Source organism: Pseudomonas sp. FW305-28 (genome assembly GCF_017351395.1).
Classification (GTDB): Bacteria; Pseudomonadota; Gammaproteobacteria; order Pseudomonadales; family Pseudomonadaceae; genus Aquipseudomonas; species Aquipseudomonas fluorescens_AA.
This window is the reverse complement of sequence record NZ_JACNDD010000052.1, coordinates 26,797-41,682: the sequence shown is the minus strand read 5'-3', so window position 1 is coordinate 41,682 and position 14,886 is coordinate 26,797. Positions and strand designations below refer to the sequence as shown.

General features: G+C 59.0%; 15 protein-coding genes. All 15 read right to left on the bottom strand.

Features of this window, described 5'->3' with window-relative positions:
• Positions 1–1,312: bifunctional UDP-N-acetylglucosamine diphosphorylase/glucosamine-1-phosphate N-acetyltransferase GlmU (glmU, locus tag J4E53_RS14215; protein WP_207268154.1), on the bottom strand; the 1,312-nt coding region annotated here is incomplete at its 3' end.
• A 115-nt stretch (positions 1,313–1,427) separates the two neighbouring features.
• Positions 1,428–1,853, bottom strand: a complete 426-nt coding sequence (locus J4E53_RS14210) for a F0F1 ATP synthase subunit epsilon (RefSeq protein ID WP_060739915.1) — start codon at positions 1,851–1,853, stop codon at positions 1,428–1,430.
• 45 nt (positions 1,854–1,898) lie between these two features.
• Positions 1,899–3,275 carry a F0F1 ATP synthase subunit beta gene (atpD, locus tag J4E53_RS14205; RefSeq protein ID WP_003187186.1) on the bottom strand — a complete coding sequence of 459 codons (1,377 nt, stop codon included), beginning with the start codon at positions 3,273–3,275 and terminating at the stop codon, positions 1,899–1,901.
• Between the two features lie 27 nt (positions 3,276–3,302).
• Complete coding sequence (gene atpG / locus J4E53_RS14200) at positions 3,303–4,163, bottom strand: F0F1 ATP synthase subunit gamma (RefSeq protein WP_060739914.1); 861 nt, start codon at positions 4,161–4,163, stop codon at positions 3,303–3,305.
• Between the two features lie 50 nt (positions 4,164–4,213).
• Positions 4,214–5,758 carry a F0F1 ATP synthase subunit alpha gene (atpA, locus tag J4E53_RS14195; protein WP_053126819.1) on the bottom strand — a complete coding sequence of 515 codons (1,545 nt, stop codon included), beginning with the start codon at positions 5,756–5,758 and terminating at the stop codon, positions 4,214–4,216.
• Positions 5,759–5,779: 21 nt separating this feature from the next.
• Positions 5,780–6,316: a F0F1 ATP synthase subunit delta gene (locus J4E53_RS14190; protein ID WP_060739913.1), complete on the bottom strand. Its 537-nt coding sequence runs from the start codon at positions 6,314–6,316 to the stop codon at positions 5,780–5,782.
• A gap of 12 nt (positions 6,317–6,328) precedes the next feature.
• On the bottom strand, positions 6,329–6,799 hold the full coding sequence (locus J4E53_RS14185; RefSeq protein ID WP_047230097.1) for a F0F1 ATP synthase subunit B: 471 nt from the start codon (positions 6,797–6,799) through the stop codon (positions 6,329–6,331).
• Positions 6,800–6,857: 58 nt separating this feature from the next.
• Positions 6,858–7,115 (bottom strand): F0F1 ATP synthase subunit C, encoded by a 258-nt coding sequence (gene atpE / locus J4E53_RS14180; protein ID WP_003097235.1) that lies wholly within the window; start codon positions 7,113–7,115, stop codon positions 6,858–6,860.
• Between the two features lie 131 nt (positions 7,116–7,246).
• The gene (atpB, locus tag J4E53_RS14175; protein WP_039593180.1) at positions 7,247–8,116 is read right to left on the bottom strand and encodes a F0F1 ATP synthase subunit A; all 870 of its coding nucleotides are present in this window, start codon (positions 8,114–8,116) and stop codon (positions 7,247–7,249) included.
• Positions 8,117–8,132: 16 nt separating this feature from the next.
• On the bottom strand, positions 8,133–8,540 hold the full coding sequence (locus J4E53_RS14170) for a F0F1 ATP synthase subunit I (RefSeq protein WP_103310081.1): 408 nt from the start codon (positions 8,538–8,540) through the stop codon (positions 8,133–8,135).
• A 148-nt stretch (positions 8,541–8,688) separates the two neighbouring features.
• The gene (locus tag J4E53_RS14165) at positions 8,689–9,561 is read right to left on the bottom strand and encodes a ParB/RepB/Spo0J family partition protein (RefSeq protein WP_003187197.1); all 873 of its coding nucleotides are present in this window, start codon (positions 9,559–9,561) and stop codon (positions 8,689–8,691) included.
• Between the two features lie 9 nt (positions 9,562–9,570).
• Complete coding sequence (locus J4E53_RS14160) at positions 9,571–10,368, bottom strand: ParA family protein (protein WP_003207100.1); 798 nt, start codon at positions 10,366–10,368, stop codon at positions 9,571–9,573.
• Positions 10,369–10,386: 18 nt separating this feature from the next.
• The gene (gene rsmG, locus J4E53_RS14155) at positions 10,387–11,022 is read right to left on the bottom strand and encodes a 16S rRNA (guanine(527)-N(7))-methyltransferase RsmG (RefSeq protein ID WP_177431729.1); all 636 of its coding nucleotides are present in this window, start codon (positions 11,020–11,022) and stop codon (positions 10,387–10,389) included.
• Positions 11,023–11,027: 5 nt separating this feature from the next.
• The gene (gene mnmG, locus J4E53_RS14150; RefSeq protein WP_060739910.1) at positions 11,028–12,926 is read right to left on the bottom strand and encodes a tRNA uridine-5-carboxymethylaminomethyl(34) synthesis enzyme MnmG; all 1,899 of its coding nucleotides are present in this window, start codon (positions 12,924–12,926) and stop codon (positions 11,028–11,030) included.
• A 566-nt stretch (positions 12,927–13,492) separates the two neighbouring features.
• Positions 13,493–14,863 (bottom strand): tRNA uridine-5-carboxymethylaminomethyl(34) synthesis GTPase MnmE, encoded by a 1,371-nt coding sequence (mnmE, locus tag J4E53_RS14145; RefSeq protein WP_103310076.1) that lies wholly within the window; start codon positions 14,861–14,863, stop codon positions 13,493–13,495.
• Positions 14,864–14,886: the final 23 nt, after the last annotated feature.

Sequence of the window (14,886 nt, the reverse complement as noted above, 5' to 3'; positions counted from 1 at the left end):
CGGGCGCCACCGCCAATTGGCCGTTATCCACATTCTGGGTCAGGGTCGAACCGGCTGCCGTGGTCGCACCGCTGGAGATATCCACAGGCGCCACCAAGGAGTTGTTGGAGCCGATGAAAACATCGTCACCCATTACGGTTTTCCACTTGTTGGCGCCATCGTAGTTGCAGGTGATGGTGCCGGCGCCAATGTTGGTGCGGGCGCCGACTTCAGCGTCACCCAGGTAGGTCAGGTGACCGGCCTTGGCGTCTTCGCCCAAATGAGCGTTCTTGAGTTCGACGAAGTTACCCACATGGGCACGGGCTTCCAGCACGGAGCCTGGACGCAACCGCGCAAACGGGCCGGCGTCGCTGCCTTCGCCCATGACCGCGCCATCGAGATGGCTGTTGGCCTTGATCACCACGCCTTTGCGCAGGGTGCTGTCCTTGATCACGCAGTTCGGGCCGATGACCACGTCGTCTTCGATGACGACCTTGCCTTCGAGGATGACGTTGATATCAATGACCACGTCGCGACCCACGCTGACTTCACCGCGCACGTCGAAACGGGACGGATCGCGCAGGGTCACGCCTTGGGCCATCAGGCGGCGGGCGGCGCGCAATTGATAGTGGCGCTCCAGCTCGGCCAGTTGCCGGCGATCGTTGGCGCCCTGCACTTCCATGGCGTCCAGCGGCTGCTCGGTGGCGACCACCAGCCCATCGGCAACGGCCATGGCGATCACATCGGTCAGGTAGTACTCACCCTGGGCGTTGTTGTTCGACAGACGACTCATCCAGTCGCCCAGGCGCTCGGCCGGCACGGCAAGAATTCCGGTGTTGCCCTCGGTGATCGCGCGCTGTGCCTCGTTGGCGTCCTTTTGCTCGACAATCGCCGTCACCTGGCCGTCGGCGTTGCGCACAATGCGGCCGTAACCGGTGGGGTCATCCAGCTCGACGGTCAGCAGGCCCAACTGCTGCGGGGCGACGTGCTTGAGCAGGCGCTGCAAGGTCTCGACTTCGATCAGCGGCACATCGCCGTAGAGAATCAGCACCGTATCGGCCGTGATGAACGGCACGGCCTGGGCCACGGCATGGCCGGTGCCCAGTTGTTTGTCCTGCAGCACGAAATTCAGGTCATCCGCCGCCAGGCGTTCGCGTACCGCATCGGCACCGTGGCCGATGACCACATGAATGCGCTGTGGATCAAGTTGCCGCGCACTGTGGATAACATGACCGAGCATGGAATTGCCGGCGACCGGGTGCAAGACCTTGGGCAACGCCGAACGCATGCGGGTGCCTTGGCCGGCCGCGAGGATAACGATTTCAAGAGACATGACTGGCTACCAATCCTGGGTGGTCAGCGGCTGCGACCAGGTAATGAATAGGGGGAAAAGAAAAAAGGGTAGCCGAGGCTACCCTTTTTAATCAATCGCACAGAAAGCAGACGGCTTAGCCGCCGAACTTCTTGCGGATCTGCTGGACGGTACGCAGCTGGGCTGCGGCCTCGGCCAGACGTGCGGCAGCAGAACCGTAGTCGAACTCCGCGCCGCGCTCGTGCAGGGCCTTCTCGGCGGCCTTGACGGCCTCCTGAGCGGAAGCTTCGTCCAGGTCGGCAGCACGTTGCACGGTGTCGGCAAGGACCTTGACCATGTTCGGCTGAACCTCGAGGAAACCACCGGAGATGTAGAACACCTCCCGTTCCCCGCCCTGCTTGGTCAGAGTAATCGGACCTGGCTTCAAGCTGGTGATCAGCGGTGCGTGACCCAGGGCGATACCAAGATCACCCAGCTCACCGTGCGCAACCACAAACTCGACCAGACCGGAGAAGATTTCCCCTTCCGCACTGACGATATCGCAATGGACTGTCATAGCCATCTGATTGCCTCAACCTAAATTAGCGCCCGTTGCCGGGCGCCGGGATTACAGTTTCTTGGCTTTCTCGATCGCTTCTTCGATGCCGCCGACCATGTAGAACGCTTGTTCTGGCAGGTGGTCGTAGTCACCGTTGAGGATGCCTTTGAAGCCAGCAATGGTGTCTTTCAGGGAAACGTATTTACCCGAGGCACCGGTGAAGACTTCAGCCACGAAGAACGGCTGCGACAAGAAGCGCTGGATCTTACGAGCACGGTTTACCAACTGCTTGTCGGCTTCCGACAGCTCGTCCATACCCAGGATCGCGATGATGTCCTTCAGTTCCTTGTAACGCTGCAGCACGTACTGAACGCCGCGAGCGGTGTCGTAGTGCTCCTGGCCGATCACGTTCGGGTCCAGTTGGCGCGACGTCGAGTCCAGTGGGTCTACCGCTGGGTAGATACCCAGGGAAGCGATGTCACGGGACAGAACGACGGTGGCGTCCAAGTGGGCGAAGGTGGTCGCTGGCGACGGGTCGGTCAAGTCGTCCGCTGGTACGTATACCGCTTGGATCGAGGTGATCGAGCCTTGCTTGGTGGAAGTGATGCGCTCTTGCAGCACGCCCATCTCTTCAGCCAGGGTCGGCTGGTAACCTACTGCCGAAGGCATACGGCCCAGCAGTGCGGATACTTCGGTACCGGCCAGGGTGTAACGGTAGATGTTGTCGACGAACAGCAGAACGTCGTTACCTTCGTCACGGAACTTCTCGGCCATGGTCAGGCCGGTCAGGGCTACGCGCAGACGGTTTCCCGGCGGCTCGTTCATCTGGCCGTAGACCAGTGCCACTTTGTCCAGAACGTTGGAATCCTTCATCTCGTGGTAGAAGTCGTTACCCTCACGAGTACGCTCACCCACACCGGCGAACACGGAATAACCGCTGTGCTCGATGGCGATGTTACGGATCAGTTCCATCATGTTGACGGTCTTGCCTACACCGGCACCACCGAACAGACCGACTTTACCGCCCTTGGCGAACGGGCAAACCAGGTCGATAACCTTGATGCCGGTTTCCAGCAGCTCGTTGCCACCAGCCTGTTCAGCGAAGGTTGGCGCAGGACGGTGAATGCCCCAGCGCTCTTCGGTGTCGATCGGGCCAGCTTCGTCGATCGGGTTGCCCAGTACGTCCATGATCCGGCCCAGGGTCGCTTTACCGACCGGTACGGAGATGGCTGCGCCAGTGTTGTTGACGTCCAGACCGCGCTTCAAGCCCTCGGTGGAGCCCATCGCAATGGTACGAACCACGCCGTCGCCCAGCTGCTGCTGAACTTCCAGGGTGGTTTCGGCGCCTTGAACCTTCAAGGCGTCGTAGATGCTCGGTACGCTGTCGCGTGGAAATTCCACGTCGATAACGGCGCCGATGATTTGAACGATACGTCCGCTACTCATAGCTGGATCCTCTGAATATTTGAACCGTTAAACCGCGGCAGCGCCGCCGACGATTTCCGAGATCTCTTGGGTGATCGCAGCCTGACGCGCCTTGTTGTAGATCAGCTGCAAATCGCTGATCAAATCACCGGCGTTGTCGGTAGCGTTCTTCATCGCGATCATCCGCGCCGCTTGTTCAGCTGCGTTGTTCTCGACCACCGCCTGGTAGACCTGCGACTCCACGTAGCGGACCATCAAGCCGTCGAGCAGCTCCTTGGCATCCGGTTCGTAGAGATAGTCCCAGTGGTGCTTGAGTTCCTGTTCCGGGGTCGCCACCAGTGGAATCAACTGCTCCACGGTCGGCTGTTGCGTCATGGTGTTGATGAACTTGTTGGATACCACGGACAGGCGGTCGATCCGGCCTTCCAGGTAAGCATCCAGCATCACCTTGACGCTGCCGATCAGGTCATTGATCGACGGTTCTTCACCCAGGTGGCTGATAGCAGCGACGACGTTGCCGCCGAAGTTGCGGAAGAAAGCCGCACCCTTGCTACCGACCACGCACAGATCGATCTCGACGCCTTGTTCGCGGTTTGCCGCCATGTCCTTGACCAGGGCCTTGAACAGGTTGGTGTTCAAGCCGCCGCACAGACCACGGTCACTGCTCACCACAACGTAACCGACGCGCTTGACGGCGCGTTCGATCATGAACGGGTGGCGGTATTCCGGGTTGGCGTTGGCCAGATGACCAATCACCTGGCGGATGCGCTCCGCATAAGGACGGCTAGCAGCCATGCGCATTTGTGCCTTGCGCATTTTGCTGACCGCCACTTTTTCCATGGCGCTGGTAATCTTTTGCGTGCTTTTGATGCTCGCAATCTTACTGCGAATCTCTTTTGCGCCTGCCATGTAACACCTATCAGGTTAGCAAGCGGGAGCCTTGCGGCTCCCGCTGCGGCTTACCAGGTTTGGGTGGCCTTGAACTTCTCGATACCGGCCTTGAGGCCAGCGTCGATTTCGTCATTGAAGTCACCTTTAACGTTGATCTTGGCCATCAAATCGGCATGATCGCGGTTGAAGAAAGCGATCAGCGCTTGTTCGAAGCTGCCGATCTTGGCGATTTCAATGTCAGTCAGGAACCCACGCTCAGCGGCATACAGCGACAGCGCCATGTCAGCGATCGACATTGGTGCGTATTGCTTCTGCTTCATCAGCTCGGTAACGCGCTGACCATGCTCAAGTTGCTTACGGGTCGCTTCGTCCAGGTCAGAAGCGAACTGGGCGAATGCCGCCAGTTCACGGTACTGGGCCAGGGCGGTACGGATACCACCGGACAGCTTCTTGATGATCTTGGTCTGAGCGGCACCACCCACACGGGATACCGAAACACCGGCGTTCACAGCAGGACGGATGCCCGAGTTGAACATGGCCGATTCCAGGAAGATCTGACCGTCGGTGATGGAAATCACGTTGGTCGGAACGAACGCGGAAACGTCGCCAGCCTGGGTTTCGATGATCGGCAGAGCGGTCAGGGAACCGGTCTTGCCAGTCACTGCGCCGTTGGTGAACTTCTCTACGTACTCTTCCGAAACGCGGGATGCGCGCTCCAGCAGACGGGAGTGGAGATAGAACACGTCGCCTGGGTAGGCTTCACGGCCTGGTGGACGGCGCAGCAGCAGGGAAATCTGGCGGTAGGCCACTGCTTGCTTGGACAGATCGTCATAAACGATCAGCGCGTCTTCACCGCGGTCGCGGAAGTATTCGCCCATGGTGCAACCGGAGTACGGTGCCAGGAACTGCAGTGCGGCCGATTCGGAAGCACTGGCGGCAACGATGATGGTGTTAGCCAGTGCACCGTTTTCTTCCAGCTTGCGAACCACGTTGGCGATGGTCGATTGCTTCTGACCGATTGCCACGTAGACGCAGAAGATGCCGCTGTTTTTCTGGTTGATGATCGCGTCGATCGCCAGAGCGGTCTTACCGATCTGACGGTCGCCAATGATCAGCTCACGCTGGCCACGGCCGACAGGGATCATGGCATCGACAGCCTTGTAGCCAGTCTGTACAGGCTGGTCTACCGACTTACGCCAGATCACGCCTGGAGCAACTTTCTCGACCGCGTCGGTCTCGGTGTTGTTCAGCGGACCTTTGCCGTCAACAGGGTTACCCAGTGCGTCGACAACGCGACCCAGCAGTTCCTTACCTACCGGAACTTCGAGGATGCGGCCGGTGCACTTGGCGCTCATGCCTTCAGCCAGCGTCGTGTATGCGCCCAGTACCACGGCACCTACAGAGTCTTGCTCCAGGTTGAGGGCCATACCGTAGACGCCGCCCGGAAACTCGATCATCTCGCCGTACATGACGTCGGCCAGACCGTGAATCCGCACGATGCCGTCAGATACGCTGACGACAGTGCCTTCGTTACGGGCTTGGGAGGTCACATCGAGCTTGTCGATGCGGCCCTTGATAATTTCACTTATTTCGGAAGGATTGAGTTGCTGCATTGCTCTGCTGCCCCTTCAAACTCAAGATTTCAATGCTTCGGCAAGTTTCGCGATTTTGCCGCGAATCGAGCCATCGATAACCAGGTCGCCGGCGCGGATGACAACGCCCCCAATCAGGGACTTGTCTTCCTCGACTTGCAGGCGCACTTCCCGGTTGAGTCGTGCACTGAGAACCTTGGCGAGTTTGTCTTGCTGTTCTTGGTTCAATGCGAAAGCACTGGTGACTTCCACGTCTACCGATTTCTCTTGCTCGGCCTTGTACAGGTCGAAAAGAGCGGCGATCTCCGGCAGAAGCGGGAGACGGTCGTTTTCGGCAACGACATGGATGAAATTCTGTGCCTTGGCATCGAACTTGTCGCCGCACACGTCAATGAACGTGGCGGCCTTTTCTGCGCTCGTCAGTCGCGGGGCCTTGAGCACGCGCTGCATGGTGCCGTCTTGCGACACCGCTGCTGCCAGGCCGAGCATGGCTGACCAATTGGCCAGTTGCTGGTGGGCCTGAGCGTGCTCGAAGGCCGCCTTAGCGTAAGGTCGGGCCAACGTGGTCAGTTCTGCCATGATCGCCCTCGCTTAGATTTCAGCAGCCAGTTTGTTTACCAGCTCTGCGTGCGCGTTTTGATCGATTGTGGCACCCAGGATCTTCGAAGCACCGCCAACGGCCAGAGCACCCACTTGGGCACGCAGCGCGTCTTTGACACTGTTGAGTTCCTGTTCGATCTCGGCTTGAGCCTGAGCCTTCACACGGTCAGCTTCGACGCGAGCCTGTTCACGGGCTTCGTCGACAATCTGGGTACCGCGTTTCTTGGCTTGCTCGATGATTTCAGCTGCCTGAGCTTTCGCTTCGCGCAGTTGCTGACCCACTTTCTCATGGGCCAACTCCAGGTCGCGAGCTGCACGGCTGGCAGCGTCCAGACCATCAGCGATCTTCTTTTGACGTTCGTGCAATGCCGCAATGACCGGAGGCCATACGAACTTCATGCAGAACAGTACAAAAATCAGGAACGCAACGGACTGGCCAATCAGGGTCGCATTAATGTTCACGCCAACACCTCGCAGTTACGTTGTCCATCACACCAATCTACTCGAGACATCCGAGTAATTAGCCAGCGATTTGACCAACGAACGGGTTCGCAAAGGTGAAGAACAGCGCGATACCAACACCGATCATGGTCACGGCGTCGAGCAGACCGGCCACGATGAACATTTTGACTTGCAGCATTGGAACCATTTCTGGCTGACGCGCTGCGCCTTCCAGGAACTTGCCGCCCAACAGGCCGAAACCAATTGCGGTACCCAGTGCGCCCAGGCCGATCAACAGTGCAACAGCGATAGCGGTTAGACCAACTACAGTTTCCATCTTTCCTCCCGACTTTTACGTCGTATGGTTTAGGTTTTTTAGATTAAAGCGGTAAAACAAATCGTTTCTCAGCCCGGTTCGGGCTCCTTCCCGTTTGACCGGGAAGGACATCAGACTAGTCGAGACTGGCCTTAATGGTTTTCTTCGTGCGCCATCGACAGGTAGACGATGGTCAGCATCATGAAGATGAACGCCTGCAGGGTGATGATCAGGATGTGGAACACAGCCCACGCCCACTGCAGAACTACACCCAGGCCGCTGAGCCACAGCAGGCCGCTGCCGAACATCACAGCGATCAGGATGAACACCAGTTCGCCGGCATACATGTTGCCGAACAGACGCAGTGCCAGGGAAATCGGCTTGGCGATCAGGGTCACGAATTCCAGCAGGAAGTTCACCGGAATCAGCAGGGCCTGAACGAGGATGTTCTTGCTGCCGAACGGGTGCAGGGTCAGTTCGCCGATGAAGCCGCCGATGCCCTTGACCTTGATGCTATAGAAAATGATCAGTGCGAAAACCGAGAACGCCATGCCCAGGGTCGCGTTCGGGTCGGTGGTCGACACGGCGCGGAAGGGGATGTGTGCATCGCCGGAGATCAGGATGGCCAGCTGAGGAATCCAGTCGACCGGTACCAGGTCGATGGCGTTCATCAGGAACACCCAGACGAAGATGGTCAGTGCCAGCGGTGCAATCACCGGGCTGCGGCCATGGAAGCTGTCTTTCACGCTGCCATCGACGAATTCGACCAGTACTTCAACGAAGTTCTGCAGTGCACCTGGCTGACCGGAGGTCGCCTTCTTCGCCGCCATGCGGAAAAGAAGAACGAAAATCAGGCCCAGTGCGACCGACCAGCCGAGGGTATCGACGTGGAAAGCCCAGAAGCCCATTTCCTTGGCTTCTGCTGCGGTGTGGGCAAAGCCCCAGCCGCCGTTGGGTAGCTGACCGAAGGTCAGGTTCTGCAAGTGGTGCTGGATATAGCCCGAAGCGGTTGTCTCTGCCATGGTTGCCTCAAACGCCCTAAGGTCTCGAAAGTCTTGTTCTCATTAGCAGGGGAGCGAACCAGCTGACCAGTTGGGTCAGCACGAAGACGCCGAATACAGCCAGCGGCGCCAATGGCTTCACACCTGCGAACGTCAGTGCAAACAGCACTGCCGTCAAAATCAGTTTCCCCGCCTCGCCGGCATAAAAAGACCGGACGATAGCCTGGGCTACTCGGGCGCCGGAAAACCGAAAGGCCCTGTGAGCGAAGTAAATATTGGGAAGCAAGGCTATCAGGCCTCCGCAAAGGCCTGAGTATCCGGCGACGACTCCTTTCCATTGCCAGAGCGCCAATGTGGCGATCAGTACGACGGTGAATTGAGCCATCAGAACCGGGAAAACTGCCAGACGATGGAACGGCAAGCGGTTTGGCGTGCGGGTTTCCATCGCTTTTGCTCTCCAATAGTCGGCCGCCATAATTCAATAACTTGGCATAATTTGTGCCGACAAAATGCGCGCAGAGTATAGGGGCGGTTCTGCCCCTATTCAACTGTCAGGTAGTGATTTCCGACTGCGCGCTACAAGAGCAATTGTTTCAGCGAATGTGTGCAAGGACACCTTGCAACTCATCGAGGGAGTTATAACCGATCACCAGTTGGCCCTTGCCCTTCTTCCCGTGGCGAATCTGCACCGCAGAGCCCAGGCGCTCGGCCAAGCGTTGTTCGAGGCGGGCGATATCCGGGTCGGTCTTGGGTGCCTCGACAGGTGCCGGTTTGCCACTGAGCCACTGGCGAACCAGTGCCTCGGTTTGGCGCACGGTGAGGCCGCGTGCGACAACATGTCGCGCCCCTTCAACCTGTTGATTTTCCGGCAAACCGAGCAATGCACGGGCATGGCCCATTTCCAGGTCGCCATGGGACAGCATGGTCTTGATGACTTCCGGCAACGCAATCAGGCGCAGCAGGTTGGCCACGGTCACGCGGGACTTGCCCACCGCCTCGGCAACCTGTTGCTGGGTCAGCTGGAATTCCTGCTGCAAGCGCTGCAGGGCCACGGCTTCCTCGATCGGGTTGAGGTCTTCACGCTGGATGTTCTCGATCAGCGCCATGGCGATGGCCGTTTCATCCGGCACATCGCGGACCATCGCCGGGATGGTTTCCTGGCCGGCCTGCTGGCTGGCGCGCCAGCGACGTTCGCCGGCGATGATCTCGAAGCGTCCATTGGCGATCGGCCGGACCACGATCGGCTGCATCACGCCCTGGCTCTTGATCGATTGGGCCAATTCTTCCAGCGCCTGCGGGTCCATGTCCCGACGCGGCTGGTATTTGCCGCGCTGGATCAGGTCCAGGGGCAAGTGCTGCAGCTCGCGCTGGTCGGCCTGTACGGCCTGTTCTTCCAGCGAGCTGACAGTCGGACCGCTGAGCAGTGCATCCAGTCCACGTCCGAGACCTCGTTTCTTGACGGCCATGGGGTTTCCTTAAGTTGGCTGGGCTGCAGCGGTGCGTGGGTTGCGACGCTGACGACGAACCATCTCGCCCGCCAGGGCCAGGTAAGCCAGCGCACCACGGGATTGTTTGTCGTAGGCCAGGGCCGGCATGCCGTAGCTCGGCGCTTCGGCCAGACGGATGTTACGGGGGATGACGGTGTCGTAGAGCTGCTCGCCGAAATGTTCCTTGAGCTGGGCCGAGACATCGTTCATCAGGCTCAGGCGCGGGTCGTACATGGTCCGCAACAGGCCTTCGACCTTCAGGTCCGGGTTCAACAGTTCGGCGATGCGCTTGATGTTATCCACAAGGTCGCTCAACCCTTCCAGGGCGAAGTACTCGCACTGCATGGGAATAATGACCCCATCGGCGGCCACCAAGGCGTTGAGGGTCAGCATCGACAGCGACGGCGGGCAGTCGATCAGGATGTAATCGTAGTTTTCCCGGATCGGCGCCAAGGCGCTGCGCAGGCGGCTTTCCTTCATCTGCATTTCCAGCAGCACCACTTCGGCCGCCGTCAGGTCACGGTTGGCCGGCAGCAGTTGATAACCGCCATGTTCGGAGAAGTGCATGGCCTGGCCCAGATCGCATTCGCCGATCAGGACGTCGTAGATGGAATTTTCCAGGCCATGTTTATCCACACCGCTGCCCATGGTGGCGTTGCCCTGTGGATCGAGATCGATCAACAGCACCCGGCGCTTGGTCGCGACCAGGGATGCTGCGAGGTTGATGCAGGTGGTGGTCTTGCCCACACCACCTTTCTGGTTCGCTATCGCGAATACCTTAGCCATTCTTGCTTGTGTTCCCAATCATGCCGTGCGGCGCAGTATCAGCAGATGGCGTTGGCCTTGGCAACCGGGTACGGCCAAGGCGTGTTCGCTATCGAGGTGGAAGTCTGCCGGCAATGCTACCAGCTCATCGGCCGGATGAACGCCCTTCATTGCCAGCCAGCGCGTACCGGCGTCGCCCAGGTGGCGAGTCCAGTTACTGAAGTTCTCCATGCTGCTGAACGCCCGGGAGATGATCCCGTTGAACGGCTCGGCAGGCTGGAACGCTTCGACGCGGCTGTGGATAACTTGCAGGTTATCCAGTTTGAGTTCGAGTTTGACCTGGGTGAGGAAGCGGGTTTTCTTGCCGTTGCTGTCCAGGCAGGTCACTTGCGAGTCGGGAAACAGGATCGCCAGCGGAATGCCCGGCATCCCCCCGCCACTGCCAACGTCCAGCCAACGACCGTTTTCGATGAAGGACATCACGCTGAGGCTGTCGAGCAAATGCCGCGAGACCATTTCATCCGGATCGCGCACGGCGGTCAGGTTGTAGGCCTTGTTCCATTTGATCAACAGCGCCAGATAACCCAGCAACTGCGTGTGCTGGGCTTCACTCAGGCTGACGCCGAGTTCACGGGCACCTGTGGATAACTCTTCAGCGTGTTGCGAGGTGACCATCGAACTCAAGCGCTTTGCTCCAACTGGCGGCCCGCGCCGCGTTTTTTCAAATGAATCATCAACAGGGAAATCGCCGCCGGCGTGACGCCGGGAATGCGCGAGGCCTGGCCCAGGGTCTCTGGACGGGTCGCACCGAGCTTGCTCTGGATTTCTTTCGACAACCCGGAAATGCCGGTGTAATCGATATCCACAGGCAGCTTGGTGTCTTCGCTGGCGCGCAGGCGGGCGATTTCATCCTGCTGGCGGTCGATGTAACCGGCGTACTTGGTCTTGATCTCGACCTGTTCGGCCACCTGCGGATCTTCCGCGCCCTGGCCGGTCACTTCCACCAGCCCGGCGTAATCGATTTCCGGACGGCTCAAGAGGTTGAGCAGGTTGTATTCGTGGGTCAGCGGGGTACCGAATTTCGCCGCGATGGCATCGCCCTGCTCGGTACCGGGACGAACCCAGGTGCTTTTCAGGCGTTGCTCTTCCAGCTCGATACGCTCGCGTTTCGTGCAGAAAGCGGCCCAGCGCACGTCATCCACCAGACCCAGCTCGCGACCTTTCTCGGTCAGGCGCAGGTCGGCGTTGTCTTCACGCAGGATCAAGCGATATTCGGCGCGGGACGTGAACATCCGATACGGTTCCTGGGTACCCAGGGTAATCAGGTCGTCCACCAGCACACCGATGTATGCCTCATCGCGGCGCGGGCACCAGCTGTCTTTGCCCTGGGCCCGCAGTGCCGCATTGGCACCGGCCAACAACCCCTGGGCGCCGGCCTCTTCGTAACCGGTGGTGCCGTTGATCTGCCCGGCGAAGAACAGGCCGCCGATGACTTTGGTTTCCAGGCTGTACTTCAGGTCACGCGGATCGAAATAGTCGTATTCGATGGCGTAGCCGGGGCGAACGATGTGGGCGTTTTCCATGCCGCGAATCGATTGCACGATCTGCAGTTGCACATCGAACGGCAGGGAGGTGGAGATCCCGTTCGGGTACAGCTCGTGTGTGGTCAGGCCTTCGGGCTCGATGAAGACCTGGTGGCTTTCCTTGTCGGCAAAGCGATGGATCTTGTCTTCGATCGACGGGCAATAACGCGGGCCGATGCCTTCGATTTCACCGGCAGCGGAATACATCGGCGAACGATCGAGGTTCGCCGCAATGATTTCATGGGTGCGGGCATTGGTGTGGGTGATCCAGCAACTGACTTGCCGTGGATGCTGTTCCTTGTTGCCCATGAACGACATGACCGGGATCGGCGTATCGCCAGGCTGCTCGGTCATCACCGAGAAATCCACAGACCGACCGTCGATACGCGGTGGCGTACCGGTTTTCAAGCGTCCGACACGCAATGGCAGCTCACGCAAACGGTGAGCCAGAGCGATCGACGGCGGATCACCCGCGCGCCCGCCGGAAAAGTTCTGCAAACCAATGTGGATAAGTCCGCCGAGGAAGGTCCCGGTGGTCAACACCACGGAATCGGCGAAGAAACGCAGGCCCATCTGCGTCACGACACCGCGTACCTGATCCTGCTCGACGATCAGGTCATCGGCCGCTTGTTGAAATATCCACAGGTTCGGCTGGTTTTCCAGGATTTCGCGGACAGCGGCCTTGTACAGGATGCGGTCGGCCTGGGCGCGAGTAGCGCGCACGGCTGGGCCTTTGCGGCTGTTCAATACGCGAAACTGGATCCCCCCCTTATCGGTGGCCATGGCCATCGCGCCCCCAAGGGCATCGATCTCCTTGACCAGGTGGCTTTTGCCAATGCCACCAATGGCAGGGTTGCAGCTCATGGCGCCGAGGGTTTCCACGTTATGCGTCAGCAACAGGGTTTTTGCTCCCATGCGCGCTGATGCAAGTGCTGCCTCGGTACCGGCATGACCGCCGCCGATGACGATCACTTCAAAACGGGAAGGGAAATCCACCACGCACCTCGTGCCTGCTTTATTCAGGTAATTCGGAAATAGGTTTTGAGTCTGGCCCTGGGCGTTTTTCGAGCCAGGTCGGCAAGTATAGGGACTTCATCCTTTCTAAAGAACCCTTTGCACAAAATTTAACCAGCTGTGGAGAACTCGCGGTTAAAAAAATAAAAAAGAAAGAAATTTATAAAATCTTTGTTTTTATGTTTATTCTTACTGCCCCACCTATCTGTGGATAACGTTCTATAGGCCTTTATTTACCTCGTGTACAGAGATTCAAAACCCTGTGGTCATGTGGCATTGAGGGGCTTGGATAACCGGTGTAAGCCTGTGGATGAATGAGGTGGTTATCCACAGAGGTGGTTATCTTCAGTTTTGAAGGCCGCTTATCAACCGACCTCAATGGCAGTTATTCACAGGGCTTAATCCACAGAAAACTGCCGCTACGGGTCGCATCAGCGCCCACAGGCAAGCCGCCATCAGGGGCAATCGGTTCAAAAAAAGAGAGGGGGAACCGGGTTTGCGTTGCGCTCGTCAGATTGTCGAGGACAAACCCGGTTGCAAAGGAGGGGCTATTTACCGATGCAAAAGCTGGAAAAGATCCGCCCCAGCAAGTCATCGGAGCTGAAGGCGCCGGTAATTTCCCCAAGGGACTGTTGCGCCTGGCGCAGGTCTTCGGCCAACAACTCACCAGCCCCCGCCAAGGTCAGCTGCGCGCGACCGTGTTCCAGGGCGGAACTGGCATGGCGCAACGCTTCAAGGTGCCGCCGGCGAGCGCTGAAGCTGCTTTCCGAGGTCTGCTCGTAGCCCATGCAGGCTTTGAGGTGCTCGCGCAGCAGTTCCAGGCCTTCGCCTGCCGACTTCGCGCTCAGGCTGATGGTCACGTGCCCGTCATCGCTGACTTGCAGGGCAATCGATTCCCCAGTCAGGTCGGCCTTGTTGCGAATCAGGGTGACTTTCGCGGGATCCGGGCGGACCTCGAGGAACTCCGGCCACAACGCAAACGGATCGTCCGCTTCCGGTGCGGTGGCATCGACCACCAGCAACACACGATCGGCCTCGCCAATAGCTTTCAGTGCCCGCTCAACCCCGATCTTTTCCACATGATCGTCGGTGTCGCGCAAACCGGCCGTATCCACCACGTGCAGCGGCATGCCGTCGATGTGGATATGTTCACGAAGGATGTCCCGGGTGGTGCCGGCGATCTCGGTGACGATCGCCGCCTCGCGGCCGGCCAGGGCATTCAACAGGCTGGATTTGCCGGCATTCGGTCGGCCAGCGATCACCACGGTCATCCCATCGCGCAACAAGGCACCCTGCCCGGCTTCGCGCAGTACTGTGGATAACTCATCGCGCACTTTATCGAGCATGCTCAGCACGTGGCCATCGGCGAGGAAGTCGATTTCCTCTTCCGGGAAGTCGATCGCGGCCTCGACGTAGATCCGCAGGCCGATCAATTGCTCGGTGAGGTTATGCACACGCTGGGAAAACGCGCCCTGCAAGGAACGTAACGCGTTGCGTGCAGCCTGTGCAGAACTGGCTTCGATCAAATCGGCGATCGCTTCAGCCTGGGCAAGATCGAGCTTGTCGTTGAGGAACGCCCGCTCGCTGAATTCCCCCGGCCGGGCCAGTCGACAACCCAATTCCAGGCAGCGCTTGAGCAGCATGTCCAGCACTATGGGGCCGCCATGTCCCTGCAGTTCCAGTACGTCTTCGCCGGTGAACGAGTTTGGCCCCGGGAAATACAAGGCCAGCCCTTCGTCGAGCACCTGCTGGTCATCACTGAAAAACGGGCCGTAATGGGCGAACCGCGGCTTGAGTTCACGACCGCTGATAGCCTTGGCCGCGGCACTGGCCAAGGGCCCCGAAATACGGACGATGCCGACACCGCCGCGACCTTGGGCGGTGGCAACGGCGGCGATGGTTTCACGCGGTGCGCTCATAAACCGGTATCCAGACAAAAGTG